The organism is Arenimonas caeni, assembly GCF_003024235.1.
Lineage (GTDB): Bacteria > Pseudomonadota > Gammaproteobacteria > Xanthomonadales > Xanthomonadaceae > Arenimonas > Arenimonas caeni.
The window spans coordinates 22853-43320 of the sequence record NZ_KZ679092.1 but is presented as its reverse complement, the minus strand read 5'-3'; the positions used below and the strand labels follow the sequence as shown (position 1 = coordinate 43320).

The window sequence follows — 20468 nt, the reverse complement described above, 5'->3', positions numbered from 1 at the left end:
TTGCGCGTCTTTGCCGGCCCCGTCAGGGCGCGGCCTTGCGTTTTCAGCCACTTAGCAAACGTTTCGGAGAGCCGGATGGCTAACGAAGGGGTCAACACGGGGCGCCGCCGCTTCCTGACTGCCACCACCGCCGTTGTCGGCGCGGTGGGTGTCGGGTTCGCCGCGGTGCCGTTCATCAGTTCCTGGAAGCCCAGTGCCCGGGCCCAGACGGCCGGCGCGCCGGTCGAGGTCGACATCAGCAAGATCGACCTCGAGCCGGGCATGCGCATGATCGTGCAGTGGCGCGGCAAGCCGGTGTGGATCTTCAAGCGCACGCCCGAGCAGCTGGCGGCGCTGGCGACGCTCAACGACCGCCTGCGCGATCCGGCGTCCGAGAACGTCGAGCAGACCCCGGCCTTCGCCAAGAACGAGGGCCGCTCGATCAAGCCCGAACTGGCGGTGATGGTGGGCATCTGCACCCACCTGGGCTGCTCCCCGAGCTACGTGCCCGAGCTGCAGCCGCAGCCCTTCGACAGCGAGTGGCAGGGCGGCTTCTACTGCCCCTGCCACAACTCGCGCTTCGACCTGGCCGGCCGCGTCTACCAGGGCGTGCCGGCTCCGTCGAACCTCGAAGTCCCGCCCTACCACTTCATCGACGACAACCGCCTCATGGTCGGCGTCGCCCCTGAGGAGGCCGCGTGATGGCCAGCAAGTTCTCCCGCACCGTCGAAGGCGTGGTCGGCTGGTTCAACGACCGCACCCCGGGCCTGATCCCGGCCTACAAGAAGCACATGTCGGAGTACTACGCTCCGAAGAACTTCAACGTCTGGTACTACTTCGGCTCGCTGGCCATGCTGGTGCTGGTCAACCAGATCGTCACGGGCATCTTCCTGACGATGCACTACAAGCCGTCCGCCGCCGAGGCCTTCGCCTCGGTCGAGTACATCATGCGCGACGTCGAGTGGGGCTGGCTGATCCGCTACATGCACTCCACGGGCGCCTCCATGTTCTTCGTGGTGGTGTACCTGCACATGTTCCGCGGCCTGATCTACGGCTCGTACCAGAAGCCGCGCGAGCTGGTCTGGGTGCTGGGCGTGGTCATCTTCCTGGTGCTCATGGCCGAAGCCTTCATGGGCTACGTGCTGCCCTGGGGCCAGATGTCGTACTGGGGCGCGCAGGTGATCATCAACCTGTTCGGCGCGATCCCGGTTGTCGGCGTCGAGCTGACCGAGTGGATCCGCGGTGACTACCTGGTCGCCGACGCCACCCTCAACCGCTTCTTTGCCCTGCACGTCATCGCCCTGCCGCTGGTCCTGCTGCTGCTGGTCGTGCTGCACCTGGGCGCGCTGCACGAGGTTGGCTCGAACAACCCGGAAGGCGTCGACATCAAGAAGGTCAAGGACGAGAACGGCAAGCCGCGCGACGGCATCCCGTTCCATCCGTACTACACGGTGAAGGACCTGTTCGGCGCCGGCTTCTTCCTGATCATCTTCGCCTTCGTGGTGTTCTTCGCCCCGGCGATGGGTGGCTGGTTCCTGGAGTGGGACAACTTCATCGCCGCCGACCCGATGGTCACCCCGGCCCACATCAAGCCGGTGTGGTACTTCACGCCCTTCTACGCGATGCTGCGCGCGATCCCCGACAAGCTGTTCGGCGTGATCGTGATGGGCGGCGCCACCATGATCCTGTTCGCGCTGCCGTGGCTCGACCGCTGCAAGGTCAAGTCCATCCGCTACCGCCCGATGCTGCACAAGATCCTGATCGCGGTCTTCTGCGTCGCGTTCGTGGTGCTGGGCTGGCTGGGCGCGCAGTCGGGTTCCGACACGCAGAAGCTGGTGGCCCAGATCCTGACCGCCTACTACTTCGCCTTCTTCATCTTCATGCCGTGGTGGTCCACCTGGGGCCAGACCAAGGCTGTTCCCGAGCGGGTGCCCTCGCATGACTAAGCTGCGCCTCTTCGCCCTCCTGCTGGCCCTGGTGCCGGCCCTCGGCCTCGCCGCCGGTCCCGGTCCCGCGCTCGAGCACTCGGGCACCGACCTGAGCGACAAGGCTTCGCTGCAGCGCGGCGCCGGCCTGTACATGAACTACTGCGCCAGTTGCCATGCCCTGTCGATGCACCGCTACTCGCGCATCGCCTCGGACCTGGACCTGCCGCCGGAACTCGTGGAACAGCACCTGATGCCGTCCCACGCCAAGATCGGCGAGAACATCCACACCGGCATCAATGCCGGTGACGGCGATGCCTGGCTCGGCAAGGCCCCGCCGGACCTGAGCCTCACCTCTCGCGCCAGGCTGGGCGGCCCGGACTACATCTACTCGTACCTCAAGGGCTTCTACATCGACGAAGCCCGGCCGATGGGCTGGAACAACACGGTCTTCCCGGGCGCTTCGATGCCGAACGTGCTCTGGGAGCTGCAGGGCATCCAGCGCCCGGTCTACGACCAGGGCGCGGACGGCCAGTCGCACCTCACCCGCCTGGAGCTGGCCAGCCCCGGCCGCCTGTCGCCGCAGGAATTCGACCGGGTCGCCCGCGATATCAGCGCCTTCCTGCAGTACGTGGCCGAGCCGGCCGCGCTCAAGCGTGAATCGGTGGGCGTCTGGGTCATCCTGTTCCTGGTGTTCTTCACCTTCATCGCCTACCTCCTGAAGCTGGAGTTCTGGCGCGACGTGCACTGATTCCTCTTCGGAATCAGGCACTTGGGGCCGCCTTCGGGCGGCCCTTCGTGTTTCCGGGGCGGCCGTCTTGCGGGAAACCGGCCATTTCGGGCATGGTCGGGACTCGTGAAGACCGTCGGCAGGGGCCGGCGGAATCCCAGGGGGACCCCTTGATGGCAACCAGTCCGCGTTTGCGCAATGCCCTTACCCTGTTTTCCGCCCGCGACTGCGTGGTTTGCCACCGGGTCCGCCTGGTGCTGGCCGCCAAGGGCGTGAGCTACGAGCTCGTGCCGGTGGATCCGACCAGCCCGCCGGAGGACCTCGTCGACCTCAATCCCTACCACTCGGTCCCGACCCTGGTGGACCGCGACCTGGTGCTCTACGCCGCCTCAGTGGTGTCCGAGTACCTCGACGAGCGCTACCCGCATCCGCCGCTGATGCCGGTCGACCCGCTCTCGCGCGCCCGCCTGCGCCTGGCCATGCTGCGCCTGGAGCACGACTGGGTGCCGCACGTGCAGGCCATCCAGCACGGCACCAAGGCCCAGGCCGACGCTGGCCGCAAGCGCCTGAAGGAACTGCTGCTGGCCTCGCTGCCGCTGTTCAAGGCCTCCAAGTTCTTCCTCAACCCCGAGATGAGCCTGGCCGACTGCGCCATCGCCCCGATCATCTGGCGCCTGCCGGCGCTGGGCGTGCAGCTTCCCAAGGAAGCCAAGCTGATCGAGGACTACGGCAACCGCATCTTCCGCAACCCCGCCTACCTGCGCAGCCTGACCCCCGAGGAAAAGAGCCTGCGCGACCTGCCGCAATGACCGAAACCCCACGCATGGGTTCCAACCGCCCGTACCTGCTGCGGGCGTTGAACGAATGGATCAACGACAACGGCATGACGCCGCACCTTCTCGTCGACGCTGAACGCGACGGCGTGCAGGTGCCCGCTTCCTCGGTGAAGGACGGCAAGGTGGTGCTCAACATCGCGCCGCGCGCCGTCGCCCAGCTGCACATCGACAACCAGGGCGTGAGCTTCCTGGCGCGGTTCGGCGGCGTCAGCCAGTCGGTGTACGTGCCGGTCGGCGCGGTGCTGGCGATCTACGCCCAGGAAACGGGGCAGGGCATGATGCTGCCCGATGACACCGGCGATGAACCGGGCGAAGGCCCCGAGCCGCCGAACGAGCCCGATAGCGGCGGCGAACCGCCGCGTCGCAGCCACCTGCGCGTGGTCAAGTAAGGCCGCTCAATGCAGGCTGTTCTCCGGCGGCATGGGCCCGGACAGCGCGCGCAGGCGGCGGCCGTGCAGGACGATGCGTCCGGCGTGGCGGTCCTCGCCGCCGGTCGAGTACTCGAAGCCGAAATGGCGCTCCAGCCCAAGCCAGCCATCGGGGCCGCGACGCAGGCGGATGGCGAGCAGGTGCACGCTCTGGTCGAGCCATTGCACGCCGGCTTTTGCACAAGCCCGCTGTCCGATGACAGTGGCGGTTTCCGCCGCGGCGCGGCCGGAGAACCAGAAGAACAGCAGGCCCATGGCAAGGGCCGACATCAGCAGGGTGGTGAGCATGTCCGAAGTGTGGGGCCGGCCATCGCAGGCCACAAGCGGCCCCCTGCCCGCATGCGCTCCACATCGCTAAGATAGGCCCGGACCCCGCCCCGCCGGCGCGCGCCGTATCGCAGGAGAGCGAACATGAAACTGGTGTTTCCCCATGGTGAACATCCGCAGGTGCTGCTGAGCCACGGCGTGAACCGCATCGGCCGCTCGGCCGATGGCGCGGTGGTGCTTGCGGTCGAGGGCATCCTCGACCACCACTGCGAGATCCACGTCACCGGCACCGGCGCGAACCTGCAGGTTCCCGCCAACGGCGGCGAGGTCAGCGTCAACGGCAAGCCGGTGCAGGACATCATGGCGCTGCGCGCCGGCGACACGCTGGGCATCGGCCCGGTGCAGGCGCGCTTCAACGTGGTCGAAGCCGCGCGCTCCGCGCCTTCCTCGGCGGGCGCTGCGGCCGCCGGCGAGGAGGAGGACACGGGCGCCACCCGCGTGCGCATGGCGGTGCCGAAGTTCGTGCTGCGCGGCGTGTCGGGCGCGGTGTTCGGCAAGGTGTTCCCGGTGCAGGGGCCGGTGGTGATCGGTCGCGCCGCGGAAGCCGACATCGCCGTCGCCGCCGACGAGATTTCGCGCCGGCACGCGCTGGTCAAGCCGACCCAGGACGGGCTGTCGGTGGAGGACCTGGGTTCGTCCAACGGCACCTACATCAACGGCAAGCGCGTGCAGCAGGGGTTCCTGAAGCCGGGCGACGAGCTGCGCCTGGACGCGGTGCGTTTCATCCTGGTCGCCCCGGGCATGGAAATGGCCCAGCAGGCCACGCGCCTGACCCAGCCCAGCGAACCGGCGGCGCCGGCCGCCGCGGGCGGCATCAGCAAGTGGGTGCCGATCATGCTCACTGCCGCCGCCATCCTGGTCATCGTCGCGCTCTTCCTCAGCCGCGGCTGACCCAACCCCTCGCGCTCCCTCCCTCGGCCTCCCCCCGTAGGAGCGCCTGAAGGCGCTCCTAAAGGGACGGGGGCGGGGAGGGGGGTGGGGAGCCGAGGCGGAGGGAGAGGTCGAGGGCGTGGACGTGCTTGGTGAGGGCGCCGATCGAGACGTAGTCGACGCCGATGGCGCCGAGCGTGTGCAGGCGATCGAGCGTGACGCCGCCGGAGACCTCCAGCGGGATCCGGCCGGCGGCGCGGCGCACGGCCTCGCGCAGGTCATCGTCGCCGAATTCGTCGACCAGGATCCGGTCGCAGCCGGCGGCCAGGGCCTGGTCGAGCTCGGCCAGGGTTTCGACCTCGATGATCAGCGGCAGGGTCGGGTGGCGCTGGCGCGCCGCGGCTGCGGCCGCCGCGATCGAGCCGGCGGCATGGATGTGGTTTTCCTTGAGCATCACCGCGTCGTACAGCCCCATGCGGTGGTTGAGCCCGCCGCCGGCCCGCACCGCGTATTTCTGCGCCTGGCGCAGGCCGGGCAGGGTCTTGCGGGTGTCGAGCACGCGGGTGCGGCTGCCGGCCAGGGCCGCCACGCACTCCGCGGTGCGGCTGGCGGTGGCCGATAGCGTCTGCAGGAAGTTCAGGGCCGGGCGCTCGGCGCTGACCAGGGCGCGGGCGCGGCCGGCCAGGGTCACCAGCACCGTGCCGGCGGCGACGGCCTCGCCTTCGGCCACTCGCCAGTGGATGCGCACCTCGGGGTCGAGCCGGCGGAAGCACTCGTCGAACCAGGGGCGCCCGGCGATGACGCCGGCTTCCTTGGCGACCACCCAGGCCTCGGCCGGGCCGTCCGGCAGCAGTTCGGCGGTGGCGTCCCCCGGTCCCAGGTCTTCGGCCAGGGCGCGGGCGACGTCCTCGGCCACGACCCCGGCCGGGGGAGGGCTCGGCAGGGTAGCCATGTCAGCGCGGGAAGTCGGGGAACTGGCTGGTTTCCAGGGCCTCGTCGGCCAGCAGCACCGGAATGCCGTCGTCGACCCGGTAGACGGTGCGCCGGTCGCGCGTCACCAGGCCCTCGGACAGGGCGTCGGCCTGGGCGGTGCCGTCGGCGCGCAGCACACCGCCACGGGCGATGGCGCGGTTGACCAGGTCCAGGTCATCGGCGGCCAGCAGCGCCAGCGGCTGCTTGCTGGCCGGGCAGCAGAGGATATCGAGCAGTTTGCGGTCCATGGCGTGGCCGGTGTCCGGGTTGCGGGCTTGTGTCTAGAATAGCCTTTTGCCGAAGCAGCCCGCCATGAACCAAGCCGCCAAGAACCCGCTGGTCGGGGTGATCATGGGCTCCCGATCCGACTGGGAGACGATGCAGCACGCCGTCGACCGGCTCGAGAAGCTGGGCGTCGCGCATGAGGTGCGGGTGGTCTCTGCGCACCGCACCCCCGACCTGCTGGCCGAATACGCCAAGGCCGCCGAAGGCCGCGGCCTGCGCGCGATCATCGCCGGCGCCGGCGGCGCCGCGCACCTGCCGGGCATGGTCGCTGCGATGACCGCGGTGCCCGTGCTGGGCGTGCCGGTCCAGAGCAAGGCGCTCAACGGCCTCGACTCACTGCTTTCGATCGTGCAGATGCCGGCCGGCATCCCGGTGGCCACCTTCGCCATCGGCGTGGCCGGCGCCGCCAATGCCGGCCTGTTCGCCGCGGCGCTGGTGGCCCAGCACGACCCGGCGGTGCGCGAGGCGTTGGCGCATTTCCGCGACCAGCAGACCCGCGACGTGCTCGCCCACGCCGACCCGCGCCTGCCGTGACCACCGTCGGCATCCTCGGTGGCGGGCAGCTGGCCCGCATGATGGCCCTGGCCGGCGCGCCGCTGGGCCTGCGCTTCCTGGTGCTCGACTCCACCGCCGACGCCTGCGCGGCCCAGTTCGCGCCGATGCTCCAGGCCGACTACCGCGACGAGGCCGCGCTGGCCGAGTTCGCGCGGCGCATCGACGTGGCCACCTTCGACTTCGAGAACGTGCCCGCCGAGAGCGCGCAGTGGCTGGCCGACCACGTGCCGGTGTTTCCCAACCCGCGCGCGCTGGCCGTGGCCCAGGACCGCCTGGCCGAGAAGACCCTGTTCCGCGAACTGGACATCCCGGTGCCGGAGTTCGCCACCATCGACACCCGCGGCGAACTCGACGCCGCCATCGCCCGGGTCGGCACGCCGTGCATCCTCAAGACCCGCCGCCTGGGTTACGACGGCAAGGGCCAGTTCCGCATCAAGTCGCCGGCCGACGCCGACGCCGCCTGGGCCGCGCTCGGCCCGCAGGCGGCGCGCGTGGGCCTGATCCTCGAGGGTTTCGTCGCGTTCCAGCGCGAGCTGTCGGTGGTTGCCGTGCGCGGCCGCGACGGCGAGCTGCGCGCCTGGCCGCTGACCGAGAACTGGCATGTCGACGGCATCCTCTCGGCCAGCCTGGCGCCGGCGGTGGCCGACGAGTCGCTGCAGGCGCAGGCGCTCGACGCCGCCCGCCGCGTCGCCGAGGCCCTGGATTACGTGGGCGTGTTCGCGCTCGAGCTGTTCCTGCACGACGGCGTGCTGGTGGCCAACGAGATGGCGCCGCGCGTGCACAACTCCGGCCACTGGACGATCGAAGGCGCCGAGACCTCGCAGTTCCAGAACCACCTGCGCGCCGTGCTCGGCCTGCCGCTGGGCGCGGTGCGCCCGGTGGGCCACAGCTGCATGCTCAACTGGATCGGCGAGATGCCGCCGGCAGCGGCCGTGCTGGCCGAGCCGGGCGGGCACTGGCACGACTACGGCAAGTCGCCCCGCGTAGGCCGCAAGGTCGGCCACGCCACGCTGCGGGCGGAAACGACGGCCGGGCTGGCCGACGCGCTCGAGCGGGTCGGCAAGGCGCTTGGCCGCGAGGCCCAGGTGGCGCCCGTCATCGCCCGCCTGCGCTGAGCCCCGGACAGGTCTCGGAAAGGGGACGGGTGCAATTAAAGAAGGGGGTCAGGTTCACTTGGCTCCAAGTGAACCTGACCCCCTTCTTTAATTGCACCCGTCCCCTGCGAAGACGACGACGTGGGCCAGGTCGGGCCGCACGCGCATCCGGCTGCCGGGCGCGCGCTGCTGGTGGCTGGGCACCAGTGTGGTGAGCGAGGTGCCGTCGGGCAGCACCAGGGTGTGCAGCGACTCGGCGCCGCGGAAGGCGACCGAACGCACTTCGGCCTCGATGCCGCCGGTCTCGGTCGGGCGCAGGTCGTCGGGGCGCAGCAGCACGCGCACCGTGCTGCCCACCGGCCAGCCCTGCGGTGCGGCGAACTCGAGTTCGCCCAGCGCCGTGCCCAGGCGGTTGCCGGCCAGCACCGTCGCCGGCAGGAAGCGGCCTTCGCCGACGAAGCTGGCCACGAAGGGCGTGGCCGGCCGGTGGTAGAGCTCGAAGCCCGGCGCCCACTGCAGCAGGCGACCGGCCTGCATCACGCCGACGGTGTCGGCGAAGGCGAAGGCCTCCTCCTGGTCGTGCGTCACCAGCAGGGCGGCGATGCCCAGCCGCTTGAGCAGCGCGCGCAGGTCGTCGCGCAGGCGGCCGCGCAGGTCGGCGTCGAGGCTGGAGAAGGGCTCGTCCAGCAACAGCAGGTCGGGGCGCGGCGCCAGCGATCGGGCCAGGGCCACGCGCTGCTGCTGGCCGCCGGAGAGCTCATGCGGATAGCGCTCGCCCAGGCCTTCCAGGCCGATCATGGCGAGCGTTTCGGCCACGCGCGCCGCGCGTTCGGCGCGGGGCAGGCGGTGCAGGCCGAAGGCGACGTTGCCGGCTACCGTCAGGTGCGGGAACAGCGCCAGGTCCTGGAACACGAAGCCCAGCCCGCGCCCCTCGGGCGGCAGCGGCAGGGCGTCACGACCGCGAAGCCGCAGCGCGCCGGCCGCCGGGGCATGGAAACCGGCGATGGCGCGCAGCAGGGTGGTCTTGCCGCAGCCGCTGGGCCCGAGCAGGCAACCGAGCTCGCCGGGCGCGAGCGCCAGCGACAGTTCCCTGACCGCCGGCTGCCCCGCGTAGGCGCAGGACAGCCGGTCGATGGCGAGCAGCGGCTGCGCCGGGGTCATCAGGCCATCTGGCTGGCGACGAAGTCCCAGTTCACCAGGTTCCAGAACGACTCGACGTACTTCGGCCGGGCGTTGCGGTAGTCGATGTAGTAGGCGTGTTCCCAGACGTCGCAGGTCAGCAGCGGCTTGTCGGCGCCGGTGAGCGGGGTGGCGGCGTTGGGGGTGCTGACCAGGGCCAGCGAGCCGTCCGGACGCTGCACCAGCCACGCCCAGCCCGAGCCGAAGGTGGTGAGCGCGGTCTGGGTGAACTGCTCCTTGAACTGGGCGAAGCTGCCGAAGGCCTTGTTGATGGCGTCGGCCAGGGCGCCGGTCGGCTCGCCGCCGCCGTTGGGCTTGAGGCAGTTCCAATAGAAGGTGTGGTTCCAGACCTGGGCGGCGTTGTTGAACATGCCACCCTGCGACTTGCGGATGATGGCCTCGAGGTCCATGGACTCGAACTCGGTGCCCTCGATCTGCTTGTTGAGGTTGGTCACGTAGGCCTGGTGGTGCTTGCCATAGTGGAAATCGATGGTCTCGGCCGAGATGTGCGGCTCGAGCGCGGTGCGGTCGTAGGGCAGGGCGGGCAGTTCGATGGCCATGGGCTGTCTCCTTTCGTTTGGGTTGGGGCGCCGTCGGGCGGTGCCCAGCCTTATAATTCTAGCCCCATCGCGGCCCACCCCCACGGCCGCGGGCGAAACGGAGCTTTTTCACATGAGCGTCATGGACCGCATCAAGGCCGAGGTCGAGGGCCACCCGATCGTGCTCTTCATGAAGGGCACGCCGCAGTTCCCGATGTGCGGCTTCTCCAGCCGCGCCGCGCAGGCCCTCAAGGCCGCCGGGGCCACCGGTTACCACAGCATCAACGTGCTCGAGGACCCGGAGATCCGCGCCAACCTGCCGCGCTATTCCGACTGGCCGACCTTCCCGCAGCTGTTCATCCACGGCGAGCTGATCGGCGGCTGCGACATCACCGTCGACCTGCTCGAGAGCGGTGAACTGGCGCGCATCGTCGCCGAGGCGCAGAAGCCGGCATGAGCACCGCGCCGGCCGCGCCCACCGCAATCGCCGCCGACGCCCTGGCCGGGCGGGTGGTGCTGGTCACGGGCGCCCATGGCGGCCTGGGCGCCGAGGCGGCCAAGGCCTGCGCGCGCGCCGGCGCCACGGTGGTGCTGCTGGGCCGCAAGGTGCCCAGGCTCAACCGCGTGTACGACGCGGTGAAGGCGCTGGGCCCGGAGCCGGCGATCTACCCGATCGACCTGGCCGGCGCCGACCCGGCCGACTACGCCCAACTGGCGGAGAAGGTGGCCACCGAGCTTGGTGGCCTGCACGGGCTGCTGCACTGCGCGGCCGAGTTCAGCGGCCTGGCGCCGCTCGAGACGATCGAGCCCGAAGTCTTCGTGCGCTGCCTGCACGTCAACTTCACCGCGCCGTGGCTGCTCACCCAGGCCTGCCTGCCTTGGCTGCGCAAGGCCGACGACAGCGCCGTGGTCTTCGTCACCGACGACCCGGCGCGCGTGGGCAAGGCCTACTGGGGCGCCTACGGGCTGGCCAAGCAGGGTCTCGTGGCGCTGGTGCGGCAGCTCGGTGCCGAGACCGACATGACCCCGGTGCGCGTGGCGGGCCTCGAGCCCGGGCCGATGCGCACCGACCTGCGTGCCCGCGCCTACGCCGACGAGGGCCAGCTGCGCGTGCCCGCTCCCGCGGCCTACGCCCCGGCCTGCGTGCACCTGCTGTCGCCGGCCGGCGCGGCCCTGCGCGGCCAGGTCTGGGCGCCGCGGGTGCCGGCATGACCACGCTCTCGGCAGCCCTGCTGCTGTTCCTGATCCTCGACCCGCTGGGCAACATCCCGGTGTTCCTGGGCCTGCTCAAGCCGCTGGCGCCCGAGCGCCGGCGGCGCGTGCTGGCGCGCGAGCTGCTGATCGCCCTGGGCGTGCTGTTCGTGTTCCTGTGGGGCGGCAAGTACGTGCTCGACCTGATGCACCTTCGCCAGGAGTCGGTGTCCATCGCCGGCGGCATCGTGCTGTTCCTGATCGGCCTGAAGATGATCTTCCCCAGCCCCGAGGGCATGTTCGGCGAAGTCCCGGGCGGCGAACCCTTCATCGTGCCCATGGCCATCCCGCTGGTGGCCGGGCCCTCGGGCATGGCCGCGGTGATGCTGCTGGCCGCCCAGGAACCGGGCCGGATGGCCGACTGGAGCCTGGCCCTGGTCCTGGCCTGGCTGGCCACGGCCGCGCTGCTTTTTTCGGCCACCACCCTCTACAAGGTGCTGGGTATGCGGGTCCTGATCGCAGTAGAACGGCTCATGGGCATGCTTTTGGTGGCCATTTCGGTGCAGATGCTGCTCGATGGCGTCGCCAGCTACCTGGCCGGGGCAGGGGTGGTCTGAGGGTTGCCACCGGCCTGTAACCTGAATGACATCCAACCCCGTTAGCGTGTTAAACTCTTGTTATTGCTAAGGGGCCCCAGGGGACCTTTCCAGCAAGTTAAGACAGGAACAGCCGTACCCGTACGTCAGGGTACAGCGGCGGGATGCCGCACACGCCTTTTTCGCCACTTCCAAAAACCAGGGTTTCCACCATGACCAATCGCAACCGGGTTCGGCTTTCGCAGCTCTCCCTCGGCCTCGCCATCGCGCTCGCGGCGGCTCCGGCCTTCGCGCAGAACACCACCGCCTCGGTGACCGGCCGCATCGTCGGTTCCGACGCCCAGCCGGTGACCGGCGCGCAGGTGACCATCGTGCACACGCCGTCCGGCACCGTCAGCAATGCCACCACCGGCAATGACGGTCGCTACTCCGCGCGCGGCCTGCGCGTCGGCGGCCCGTACACCATCACGATCATCAAGGATGGCGTGACCGAGGTCCGCGAGGGCGTGTACCTGCAGCTGGCCGAGACCACTGCGGTCGACGCCACCCTGGTCGACGACGTGGCCACCCTGGCCGCCGTCGAAGTCACCGGCAGCTCGGTCATCTCCGAAGTCTTCTCGCCCGAGAAGATGGGCACCGGCAGCAACGTCAACCGCAGCCAGATCGAGGCCCTGCCCTCGGCCAACCGCAACATCCAGGACTACATCCGCACCGACCCGCGCATCTCGCAGGTCAGCAAGGCCGACGGCGCCATCTCGGCCGGTGGCCAGAACACCCGCTACAACCTGATCAAGATCGACGGCGTCAGCGCCTCCGATCCGTTCGGCCTCGAGTCGAACAACCTGCCGACCGAGCGCCAGCCTGTCTCGATCGACGCGATCGAAGAAATCAACATCGACCTGGCCAACTACGACACCACCATCGCCGGCGGTACCGGCGCCGTGGTGAACGCGGTCACCCGTTCGGGCACGAACGAGTTCCACGGTTCGCTGTACTACACCCTGCGCGACGGCGACTGGGTGCGCGGCACCCTCGATGGCGTCGAGTTCAACGGCTGGGAGTCCGAGGACACCTACGGCGGCACCTTCGGTGGCCCGCTGGTCAAGGACCGCCTGTTCTTCTTCGTCAACTACGAGAAGTACGTGCGCACCGCGCCGTCCACCGGCTTCGGCGGCACTCCGTATGGCCTGGGTCAGATCACCGACCAGAACATCGCCGACGTGCAGGCCGCGGCCGCGGCCTACGGCTTCGACGCGGGCGGCATCGGCGGCCTGAATGCCGACACCGAGATCGAGGAATACGCGATCAAGCTCGACTGGAACATCAGCGACGCGCACCGCGCCGCGCTGCGTTACAGCTTCCTCGACCAGGGCGTGCTGCGTTTCCCGCAGGTCGACAACAACTCCATCTCGCTGAACTCCTTCTGGTACAACTACGCCAAGGAGTTCGAGTCCACCGTGCTCGAGCTGTTCAGCGACTGGAGCGACAACTTCTCCACCGAGTTCAAGGTGTCGCGTCGTGACTACACCGCGGTCCGCGAGACCAATTCGAACCTGCCGCAGATCGAGATCCGCGGCTTCGGCCCGAACAGCAACCGTTCGATCTATCTCGGCACCGAGCAGAACAGCCACGTCAACCTGATCGACACCGAGCAGACGACGCTGTTCGGCTCCGGCAACCTGTTCGTGGGCAACCACGAGCTGAAGTTCGGCTTCGACTGGGAAAAGAACGACGTCATCAACTTCTACGGCCGTGACCTGAACGGCACGTACGTGTTCAACAACCTGGCCGCCTTCATCGCCGGCAACCCGTCGACCTACGTCGTGCGCGCGCCGCGTCCGGACGGCGGCACCTACGCCGACATCCCGGCTGCCTACACCCAGAAGAACACGGGCCTGTTCCTGCAGGACACCTGGTCGGTCAACTACAACCTGACCCTGATGTTCGGCCTGCGCTACGACAAGCCGGATTTCGATGACCAGCGCCTGTACAACGAGTTCGTGTCGGATATCTACGGCTACGACAACTCCAACACCGTCGACGTCTCGATCCTGCAGCCGCGCGTCGGCTTCAACTACACCTTCGACGCCGAGCGTCCGACCCAGGTCCGCGGTGGCTTCGGCCTGTTCCAGGGCGCCTCGCCGAACGTCTGGCTGGCGGGTGCCTACCAGAACACCGGCATCAGCTATGTGCAGTACGAGGAGACCAACGGCGGCAACTTCGACCCGAGCGTGCCCCCGTACATCCCGGGCACTGGCCTGAACCCGGCCTGCTACCCGGTGCCGACCCTGGCCAGCTGCCCGCGCCAGAACGTCGACATCATTGCGCCGGACTTCGCGCTGCCGTCGGTCTGGAAGGCCAACCTGGCGTTCGAGCATGAGCTGCCGTGGCACGGCATCGTGCTCTCGGCCGAGGCCCTGTTCACGAACGTCAAGGACGGCATCTTCATCCAGCGCCTCGACCCGTTCAATGCCGCCGGCGATGGCGTCACCGCGATCGGCCAGGACGGCCGCACGCTGTTCTGGAACGCCAATGGCCTGAACCCGGATCGCCGCGGCAACAACGGCATCGCGCACGGCACCAATGGCGCCTTCAACCGCGCCCTGCGTCCGAACGGCGTGGGTGACGTGTTCCTGGTCTCGAACACCGACAAGGGCGAGAGCAGCCAGTTCACCTTTGGTCTCGACAAGCCGCTGGTCGATACCTGGGGCTGGAGCCTGTTCTACACCTACACCGAGGCGACCGAAGTCAGCCCGATGACCAGCTCGCAGAACTCGTCGAACTGGGGTAACACGCCGATCGGCTCGATGAATGAGGACGTGGCCTATGACTCGCGCTATGCGATCAAGGACCGCTTCACCGGCACGGTGACCTGGCGCCACAACTTCTTCGAGAACTACGAGACCCGCGTCTCCATGTTCTACGAAGGTCGCTCCGGTCGTCCGTTCAGCTACATCTTCGGCAACGATGCCAATGGCGACGCGAACGGCAACACGGGTCGCTTCAACGACCTGTTCTACGTGCCGAACGGCCCGGGCGACGTGGTCTGGACCGGTGGTTCGGCGATGGAGCAGTCGTTCTTCGCGTGGCTCGAGCAGAACCCGGAGCTGAGGGCCTATCAGGGCCAGATCGCCCCGGCCAACGCCTTCCGCAGCCAGTGGGTCAACAGCTTCGACGTGCGCATCACCCAGGAGCTGCCGGGCTTCGCGGAAGGCCACAAGTCGGTGCTGGCCCTCGACATCATGAACATCGGCAACCTCCTGAACAAGGATTGGGGCCTGATCGAGGACTACGGCTTCAATGCCAACCGGCAGCTGGCCAGCTACGCCGGCATCTGCGGCCCGGGCGTGACCCTCGCGGGCTGCGCCGGCAACGATGGCAAGTACGTGTACCACTGGACCGGGCCGGGCTCCGACGCGCAGATCCAGGAGAACAACAACGACAAGGGCAACACCGCCGTGTCGCGCTGGTCGGTCATGCTGAGCTTCAAGTACCAGTTCTGACCGAAACAGTCGTTTGTTCCGGGAACGGCCGGGGGGAAACCCCCGGCCGTTTCCTTTTGGGCGCTGCTACGGCGGGGGATGGCGGTGCTAAAGTCGTGGGTTCGATGACGACGAAGACCGAGAGAAAAGAACCGATGAGCGACACCCCGAACAAAGCCCCCACCGTGAACGCGCGCATTTCCCCGCGCGGTGGCCTGGACATCCTTTCCCGCGACGAAGTGGCGCGCCTGGCCGACGCCTCCGCCGGCGGCCAGACCGAGCTGCTGCGCCGCTGCGCGCTGGCCGTGCTCACCAGCGGCACCGATTCCGACGACCCGCGCGCCGCGGCCCAGCGCTTCCCCGATTTCGGCATCGAGGTGCACCAGCAGGACCGGGGCATCAAGATCGAGCTGCGCAACGCGCCGGCCGAGGCCTTCGTGGATGGCGAGATCATCCGCGGCATCGCCGAGAACCTGTTCGCCGTGGTCCGCGACCTGGTCTACAACGCCAACGAGATCGCCGGCAGCGGCCGCATCGACCTGGCCACCGGCACCGGCATGACCGAGGCGGTGTTCGAGATCCTGCGCAACGCGCGGGTGATGAAGTCCTACCTCGAGCCGAACCTGGTGGTGTGCTGGGGCGGCCACTCGATCGGCCGCGAGGAATACCTTTACACCAAGAAGGTGGGCTACGAGCTGGGCCTGCGCGGCCTGGACATCTGCACGGGCTGCGGCCCGGGCGCGATGAAGGGGCCGATGAAGGGCGCCACCATCGCCCACGCCAAGCAGCGGCACTGGAAGCCGCGCTACATCGGCATCACCGAGCCGGGCATCATCGCCGCCGAGTCGCCGAACCCGATCGTGAACCACCTGGTGATCATGCCGGACATTGAGAAGCGCCTGGAGGCCTTCGTGCGCCTCGGCCACGGCATCGTGGTGTTCCCGGGCGGCGTCGGCACGGCGGAGGAAATCCTCTACATGCTCGGCCTGCTGCTGCACCCGGCGAACGCCGGGCTGCCGTTCCCGCTGGTGCTCACCGGGCCGAAGGATTCGGCGGCCTACTTCGAGCAGATCGACCAGTTCCTGCGCCTGGCCCTGGGCGAGGAGGCCACGAGCCGCTACCAGATCATCGTCGACGACCCCGTGGCCGTCGCCAGGGCCATGCGCGCCGGCCTGAAGAAGGTGCAGTCGCACCGCCTGGACGAGAAGGACGCGTTCTTCTTCAACTGGTCGCTGCACATCCCGTTCGAGTTCCAGCAGCCTTTCGTCCCCAACCACCACGCCATGGCGTCGCTCAACCTGCACCGCGAGCAGCCGCTGCACCTGCTGGCCGCCGACCTGCGCCGGGCCTTCTCGGGCATCGTGGCCGGCAACGTGAAGGAAGAGGGCATGCGCGAGATCGAGCGGCACGGCCCGTTCCGCATCGATGGCGACAAGGACATCATGCGGGCGCTCGATGCCCTGCTGCGCGCCTTCGTCGAGCAGCGGCGCATGAAGATCGCCGGCACCTACGAGCCCTGCTACCAGGTCGTCGGCTGAGTCTCAGAGGGGCAGGGTAATGGTCGCGACGTAGCGGCCGCCCTGCACCCGCGTCGTCAGCCGTCCGCGGCCCTGGCTCAGGGCCTCGATGCGCTCGCGCGCCGAGGCCAGCCCCACCTGGTGCCCGGCGGCCGGGCGCGTGCCGGCCGGCGGCAGGTCGTTGGCCACGACCACCCGCACCTCGTCCGGCTCCACCGCCACGGCCACGTCGAGCCGGCCGCCGGTGGGCGAGGGTTCGATGCCGTGCCGGATGGCGTTCTCCACCAGCGGCTGGATCGACAGCGCCGGCACCCGCACCTCGGGCAACTGCCCGGGCACGACCCAGTCCAGCTTCAGGCGATCGCCGAAGCGCAGGCGCTCGATCTCCACGTAGCGCCGGGCCAGCGAGAGCTCGTCCTGCAGCGGCAGCTCGGCCGGGCCCGAGAGCGCGGCGCGGAACAGGTCGGCCAGGTCGAGCAACAGTTGCTCCGCCTCCTCCGGGCGGGCGTGCACCAGGGCCGCGCCGGTGTTGAGCGTGTTGAACAGGAAGTGAGGGCGGATGCGCGCCTGCAGGGCCTCGAGCTCGGCCTGCTTGGCACGCACGGCCGCCAGCCGGCCTTTCCAGTGGTTGTGGAAGGCGGCCAGGCCGAGCAGGCCGAAGGTGAGGGTGATGCCGGAAACCTGCAGCGCCAGGCCCAGCCAGTCGACCCGGCCCGGGCCCTGGCCGGGCTCCAGGTAGCCCCGGATCACGAGGGTGATCAGCCAGCACAGGGCGAGGCTCACCACCAGCGCGACGGCCGCGACCTGCGGCGGGCGCAGGCGGTTGAGCTGCCGGCGGGCCAGGTAGAGCAGTGCCAGCGTCAGCAGGGCGGTCCACTGGATCCACAGCGAGGCCAGGCCGAAGTAGATCAGTCGGTCGGCCGCCAGGCCGGGGGCCAGGGCCAGCACGGCCGCGAGGCCTTCGCCGCCGAGGATGACCCAGAGGATGGCGTTGGCCTGCCAGAGCACGTCCAGCGGGCGGGCGGGGTTGGGCGGAGTGGCGGGCATCGGGCCTCGGCTTCGGCGGGACGCCCCATGATGCCCCGGAACCGCGCCGGGTGGGCGTTCACGCCGCCCGCCCGGGCCGCCGGGCCGTTCGTCGGGCATCGTTGGCCAGGCCCGGCCGGCTGGGGATAACTTGCCTGCGTCAGCCTGTAAAGGATGGGCCATGGGGCACAACGCATCACGAATGGATTTGGGTCGGGGCCGGGCGGGGAGCCCGCGCCAGGCCGGTTTCACCCTGCTTGAACTGATGGTCACGGTGGCGGTGCTGGCCATCGTGCTGGCCATCGCCGTGCCCAGCTTCCAGGGCATCACCAACCGCAATCGCCTCACCGCCATCACCAACGAGGTCGTGGCCGCGGCGCAGCTCACCCGCATGGAGGCGATCCGCCGCAACCAGCGGGTGGTGATGTGCCCGACCACCGATGGCAGCGCCTGCAACGGGGGCGACTGGACCCGCGTGGTGATCCGCGAGGCGGCGGCGGGCGGCGAGGTGATCCGGGAGTTCCGGTTCCTTGGGCGCGGCATCTCGGTGGTCGGCAGCCCCGCCATCACCAACGGCAACCGGCTGTCGTTCAACTCGAGCGGCTTCGCCCGCGCCGGCAACAATGCCGCCGACACCTCGGGCACCATCCGCATCTGCACCTCGGAACTGGACGCCGGTGAGAACGCCCGCGACCTGCAGATCGCGGTCAGCCGCATCAGCGTCACGCCCACCGGTTCCGCCGGCTGCCAGGCACCAGGCAATGGTTGAGAGACGATCCATGCGAACCCACGCCCACCCGCATTCCCGACGCACCCAGGCCGGCGCCAGCCTGCTCGAGGTGCTGATCGCCGTGCTGATCCTGGCCATCGGCCTGCTCGGCATCGCCGCCCTGCAGTCGCTGACGCTCAAGAACACCCAGAGCGCTTCGGAGCGCACGGCGGCGATCATCCAGAGCTACGCCATGCTCGACATGATGCGCGCCAACCGCCCGCAGGCGATCGCGCGCCTCTACGACACCGGCTGGCTTTGCGAGGCCCCGGCGGATCCAGCGGCTTCCCGCATCGCCGGCGACACCGCGCGCTGGATCGGCCAGCTGCAGCAGAGCGTCGGCCCCACCGCATGCGGCCGCATCGACTGCGGTGCCGTCACCTGCATCATCGGCGTGCGCTGGAACGACGAGCGCGGCACCGGCGGCGACGCCGTGCAGGAAATCGCAACCCAGACCAGGCTCTGACCATGCCCAGCACCTCCAACAAAATGCATAGCGCGCGGCGCGGCCAGGCAGGCTTCTCGCTGATCGAGCTGATGATCGCCCTGATCCTCGGCCTGATCGTGGTGGCGGCCGCGGGCGGCGTCTTCCTGTCCAACAAGCGCGTATACAACGCCACCGAGACCCTGGGCCGCGTCCAGGAACACGGCCGCGTGGCTTTCGAGCTGATGTCGCGCGACATCCGCGAGGCCGGCGGTAACCCCTGTGGCGCCAACGTGCGGCCCATCAACATGATGAGCCACGGCAACAATGCCTACTGGGATGGCTTCAACGACGGCATCGCCGGCTACGAAGGTGCCATGCCCGGCACGGCCACCGGTACAGGCATCGGCCAGCGCGTGGCCGGCACCGATGCGCTCGAGCTCTTCTCGGCGTCAGGTGGCGGCATCCGCGTCACCAGCCATCCGAACCCGAGCGCCGAGCTCGACGTGACCTCCACCGCCGACATCCAGGTGGGCGACGTGCTGCTGGTCTGCAACGTGGGTCGCTCCTTCATCTTCGAGGTCACCGGCCTGCCGGGCGTGGGCACCAAGATCGGCCACAACTCGGGCGCGGGCTCGAACTGCAGCGCGCGCTTCACCCTGCCGGTGCCGGCCGACCCGGATGACACCTACGGCTGTGACAACCCCGACAACAACGCCAACAGCTATTGCTTCACGCCGGCCGCCGGCGGCGGTACCTGTGGCGAGGACAGCAGCGTGCCCGCCTACGTCGCGCGTGCCACCTCCACGCACTGGTACGTCGGCAACAACGCCCGCGGCGGCCAGTCGCTCTACCGCGCGGTGCTGGCCAACCGTTCCGACACCAATACGCCCGATACCGAGCTGAGCCGCATCGAGGTGGTCGAAGGCGTGGAGCAAATGCAGCTCACGTACCTGGAGGCGGGGGAGACCGATTACGGCGACGCCGGCACCGTGGCCGACTGGAGCCGCGTCGCCGCGGTCCGACTGAGCATCCGCTTCGAGGGCACCCAGGGTGCACTCAGCGATCGCGAGATCCAGGGCACCGACGGCAACGCCATCAACCGCACCATCACCCACGTGGTCGCGCTCCGCAACCGGGAGGACCTGCTGTGAACCGTGGTCAATTTTCCGCGCCGGGCCGGCAGCGCGGCATCACCCTGGTGGTGGTGCTCCTGCTGCTGATCGTCGTCACCCTGCTGGGCCTGGCCGCCATGCGCGGCACGGTGATGCAGGAGCGCATGAGCGGCAACGTCGCCGCCCGCGCCATCGCCTTCCAGTTCGCCGAAGCCGCGCTTCGCGAGGCCGAGTCCTACGCCGCCGACCCGGGCCGGCCGGCACCGCCGGCGGTCGGCTGCAGCAACGGCCTGTGCGCCACGGTGGCGGTTGGCGCCGCCTTCCCCTGGGAGAACGACGCCTTCTGGACCACCGGCGCCGGCTACCGCGCCTCCAACCTCGAGGGCTCCAGCGATGTCGATGTCGAGGTGGACCTGCTGCGCTACGTCATCGAAGACATGGGCGAGGCCGGCACCCTCGTCGGCACCTGCACCAGCGACATCGATCTGTCCGTATCCGACTGCAACAGCACCGCCGTCGGCCGGTACTACCGCATCACGGTCCTGAGCCGCATGAACAACGGCACCGAGGTGATGCTCCAGTCCACTTTCCAGGCCCCCGTGGGGTAATCGCGATGAATGCCAAGACTC

Annotated in this window: 23 protein-coding genes; 17 read left to right on the top strand and 6 right to left on the bottom strand. The window is 69.3% G+C overall.

The window, feature by feature from the left end:
* Window positions 1-75: 75 nt before the first annotated feature.
* From petA to C6N40_RS09435, 5 genes are all read left to right on the top strand, one after another.
* On the top strand, window positions 76-681 hold the full coding sequence (gene petA / locus C6N40_RS09455; RefSeq protein WP_106990777.1) for a ubiquinol-cytochrome c reductase iron-sulfur subunit: 606 nt from the start codon (window positions 76-78) through the stop codon (window positions 679-681).
* Window positions 681-1925: a cytochrome b gene (locus C6N40_RS09450; RefSeq protein WP_106990776.1), complete on the top strand. Its 1245-nt coding sequence runs from the start codon at window positions 681-683 to the stop codon at window positions 1923-1925. Before petA ends, C6N40_RS09450 begins: the two co-directional genes overlap by 1 nt.
* Entirely contained in the window at window positions 1918-2655 is a 738-nt protein-coding gene (locus tag C6N40_RS09445) for a cytochrome c1 (protein WP_106990775.1), read from the top strand. Before C6N40_RS09450 ends, C6N40_RS09445 begins: the two co-directional genes overlap by 8 nt.
* Before the next feature lie 152 nt (window positions 2656-2807).
* Window positions 2808-3443, top strand: a complete 636-nt coding sequence (locus tag C6N40_RS09440; RefSeq protein WP_106990774.1) for a glutathione S-transferase N-terminal domain-containing protein — start codon at window positions 2808-2810, stop codon at window positions 3441-3443.
* Entirely contained in the window at window positions 3440-3859 is a 420-nt protein-coding gene (locus C6N40_RS09435; protein ID WP_106990773.1) for a ClpXP protease specificity-enhancing factor, read from the top strand. The genes C6N40_RS09440 and C6N40_RS09435 overlap by 4 nt, the downstream gene beginning before the upstream one ends.
* A gap of 6 nt (window positions 3860-3865) precedes the next feature.
* Here C6N40_RS09435 and C6N40_RS09430 read toward each other — a convergent pair whose 3' ends face one another.
* Window positions 3866-4186, bottom strand: a complete 321-nt coding sequence (locus C6N40_RS09430) for a DUF3301 domain-containing protein (protein ID WP_106990772.1) — start codon at window positions 4184-4186, stop codon at window positions 3866-3868.
* Between the two features lie 123 nt (window positions 4187-4309).
* Between C6N40_RS09430 and C6N40_RS09425 the strand changes: the two genes are divergently transcribed.
* Entirely contained in the window at window positions 4310-5116 is an 807-nt protein-coding gene (locus C6N40_RS09425; protein WP_106990771.1) for an FHA domain-containing protein, read from the top strand.
* A gap of 58 nt (window positions 5117-5174) precedes the next feature.
* Here C6N40_RS09425 and nadC read toward each other — a convergent pair whose 3' ends face one another.
* Window positions 5175-6047: a carboxylating nicotinate-nucleotide diphosphorylase gene (nadC, locus tag C6N40_RS09420; protein WP_106990770.1), complete on the bottom strand. Its 873-nt coding sequence runs from the start codon at window positions 6045-6047 to the stop codon at window positions 5175-5177.
* A 1-nt stretch (window position 6048) separates the two neighbouring features.
* Window positions 6049-6315 (bottom strand): Trm112 family protein, encoded by a 267-nt coding sequence (locus tag C6N40_RS09415; protein WP_106990769.1) that lies wholly within the window; start codon window positions 6313-6315, stop codon window positions 6049-6051.
* Window positions 6316-6379: 64 nt separating this feature from the next.
* On the opposite strand from C6N40_RS09415, the gene purE reads away from it, so the two are divergent.
* Together purE and C6N40_RS09405 are read left to right on the top strand one after the other, a co-directional pair.
* The gene (purE, locus tag C6N40_RS09410) at window positions 6380-6886 is read left to right on the top strand and encodes a 5-(carboxyamino)imidazole ribonucleotide mutase (protein ID WP_106990768.1); all 507 of its coding nucleotides are present in this window, start codon (window positions 6380-6382) and stop codon (window positions 6884-6886) included.
* Complete coding sequence (locus C6N40_RS09405; protein WP_106990767.1) at window positions 6883-8022, top strand: 5-(carboxyamino)imidazole ribonucleotide synthase; 1140 nt, start codon at window positions 6883-6885, stop codon at window positions 8020-8022. Before purE ends, C6N40_RS09405 begins: the two co-directional genes overlap by 4 nt.
* Window positions 8023-8109: 87 nt before the next feature.
* On the opposite strand, the gene C6N40_RS09400 is transcribed toward C6N40_RS09405, so the two are convergent.
* On the bottom strand, window positions 8110-9162 hold the full coding sequence (locus C6N40_RS09400) for an ABC transporter ATP-binding protein (protein ID WP_106990766.1): 1053 nt from the start codon (window positions 9160-9162) through the stop codon (window positions 8110-8112).
* On the bottom strand, window positions 9162-9740 hold the full coding sequence (locus C6N40_RS09395) for a superoxide dismutase (protein ID WP_106990765.1): 579 nt from the start codon (window positions 9738-9740) through the stop codon (window positions 9162-9164). Before C6N40_RS09395 ends, C6N40_RS09400 begins: the two co-directional genes overlap by 1 nt.
* 112 nt (window positions 9741-9852) lie before the next feature.
* On the opposite strand from C6N40_RS09395, the gene grxD reads away from it, so the two are divergent.
* From grxD to ppnN, 5 genes are all read left to right on the top strand, one after another.
* On the top strand, window positions 9853-10176 hold the full coding sequence (gene grxD, locus C6N40_RS09390) for a Grx4 family monothiol glutaredoxin (RefSeq protein ID WP_106990764.1): 324 nt from the start codon (window positions 9853-9855) through the stop codon (window positions 10174-10176).
* Window positions 10173-10931, top strand: a complete 759-nt coding sequence (locus C6N40_RS09385) for an SDR family NAD(P)-dependent oxidoreductase (RefSeq protein WP_106990763.1) — start codon at window positions 10173-10175, stop codon at window positions 10929-10931. The genes grxD and C6N40_RS09385 overlap by 4 nt, the downstream gene beginning before the upstream one ends.
* Window positions 10928-11527, top strand: coding sequence for a YhgN family NAAT transporter (locus C6N40_RS09380; protein WP_106990762.1), 600 nt, complete (start codon window positions 10928-10930; stop codon window positions 11525-11527). The genes C6N40_RS09385 and C6N40_RS09380 overlap by 4 nt, the downstream gene beginning before the upstream one ends.
* A gap of 191 nt (window positions 11528-11718) precedes the next feature.
* The gene (locus C6N40_RS09375) at window positions 11719-15009 is read left to right on the top strand and encodes a TonB-dependent receptor (RefSeq protein ID WP_106990761.1); all 3291 of its coding nucleotides are present in this window, start codon (window positions 11719-11721) and stop codon (window positions 15007-15009) included.
* A 134-nt stretch (window positions 15010-15143) separates the two neighbouring features.
* Window positions 15144-16526, top strand: a complete 1383-nt coding sequence (gene ppnN / locus C6N40_RS09370) for a nucleotide 5'-monophosphate nucleosidase PpnN (protein WP_240183492.1) — start codon at window positions 15144-15146, stop codon at window positions 16524-16526.
* 3 nt (window positions 16527-16529) lie between these two features.
* Here the strand turns inward: ppnN and C6N40_RS09365 are convergent, their stop codons facing one another.
* Window positions 16530-17552 carry a sensor histidine kinase gene (locus C6N40_RS09365; RefSeq protein ID WP_106990759.1) on the bottom strand — a complete coding sequence of 341 codons (1023 nt, stop codon included), beginning with the start codon at window positions 17550-17552 and terminating at the stop codon, window positions 16530-16532.
* A gap of 181 nt (window positions 17553-17733) precedes the next feature.
* On the opposite strand from C6N40_RS09365, the gene C6N40_RS09360 reads away from it, so the two are divergent.
* From C6N40_RS09360 to C6N40_RS09345, 4 genes are read left to right on the top strand one after another with little or no spacing between them, the layout of a single operon-like run.
* The gene (locus C6N40_RS09360; protein WP_162782179.1) at window positions 17734-18300 is read left to right on the top strand and encodes a GspH/FimT family pseudopilin; all 567 of its coding nucleotides are present in this window, start codon (window positions 17734-17736) and stop codon (window positions 18298-18300) included.
* 10 nt (window positions 18301-18310) lie between these two features.
* Window positions 18311-18766 carry a type IV pilus modification protein PilV gene (pilV, locus tag C6N40_RS09355; RefSeq protein ID WP_106990757.1) on the top strand — a complete coding sequence of 152 codons (456 nt, stop codon included), beginning with the start codon at window positions 18311-18313 and terminating at the stop codon, window positions 18764-18766.
* Window positions 18767-18768: 2 nt separating this feature from the next.
* Window positions 18769-19878 (top strand): PilW family protein, encoded by a 1110-nt coding sequence (locus C6N40_RS09350; RefSeq protein WP_162782174.1) that lies wholly within the window; start codon window positions 18769-18771, stop codon window positions 19876-19878.
* Entirely contained in the window at window positions 19875-20447 is a 573-nt protein-coding gene (locus tag C6N40_RS09345) for a pilus assembly PilX family protein (protein WP_106990755.1), read from the top strand. The genes C6N40_RS09350 and C6N40_RS09345 overlap by 4 nt, the downstream gene beginning before the upstream one ends.
* Window positions 20448-20468 lie beyond the last annotated feature (21 nt).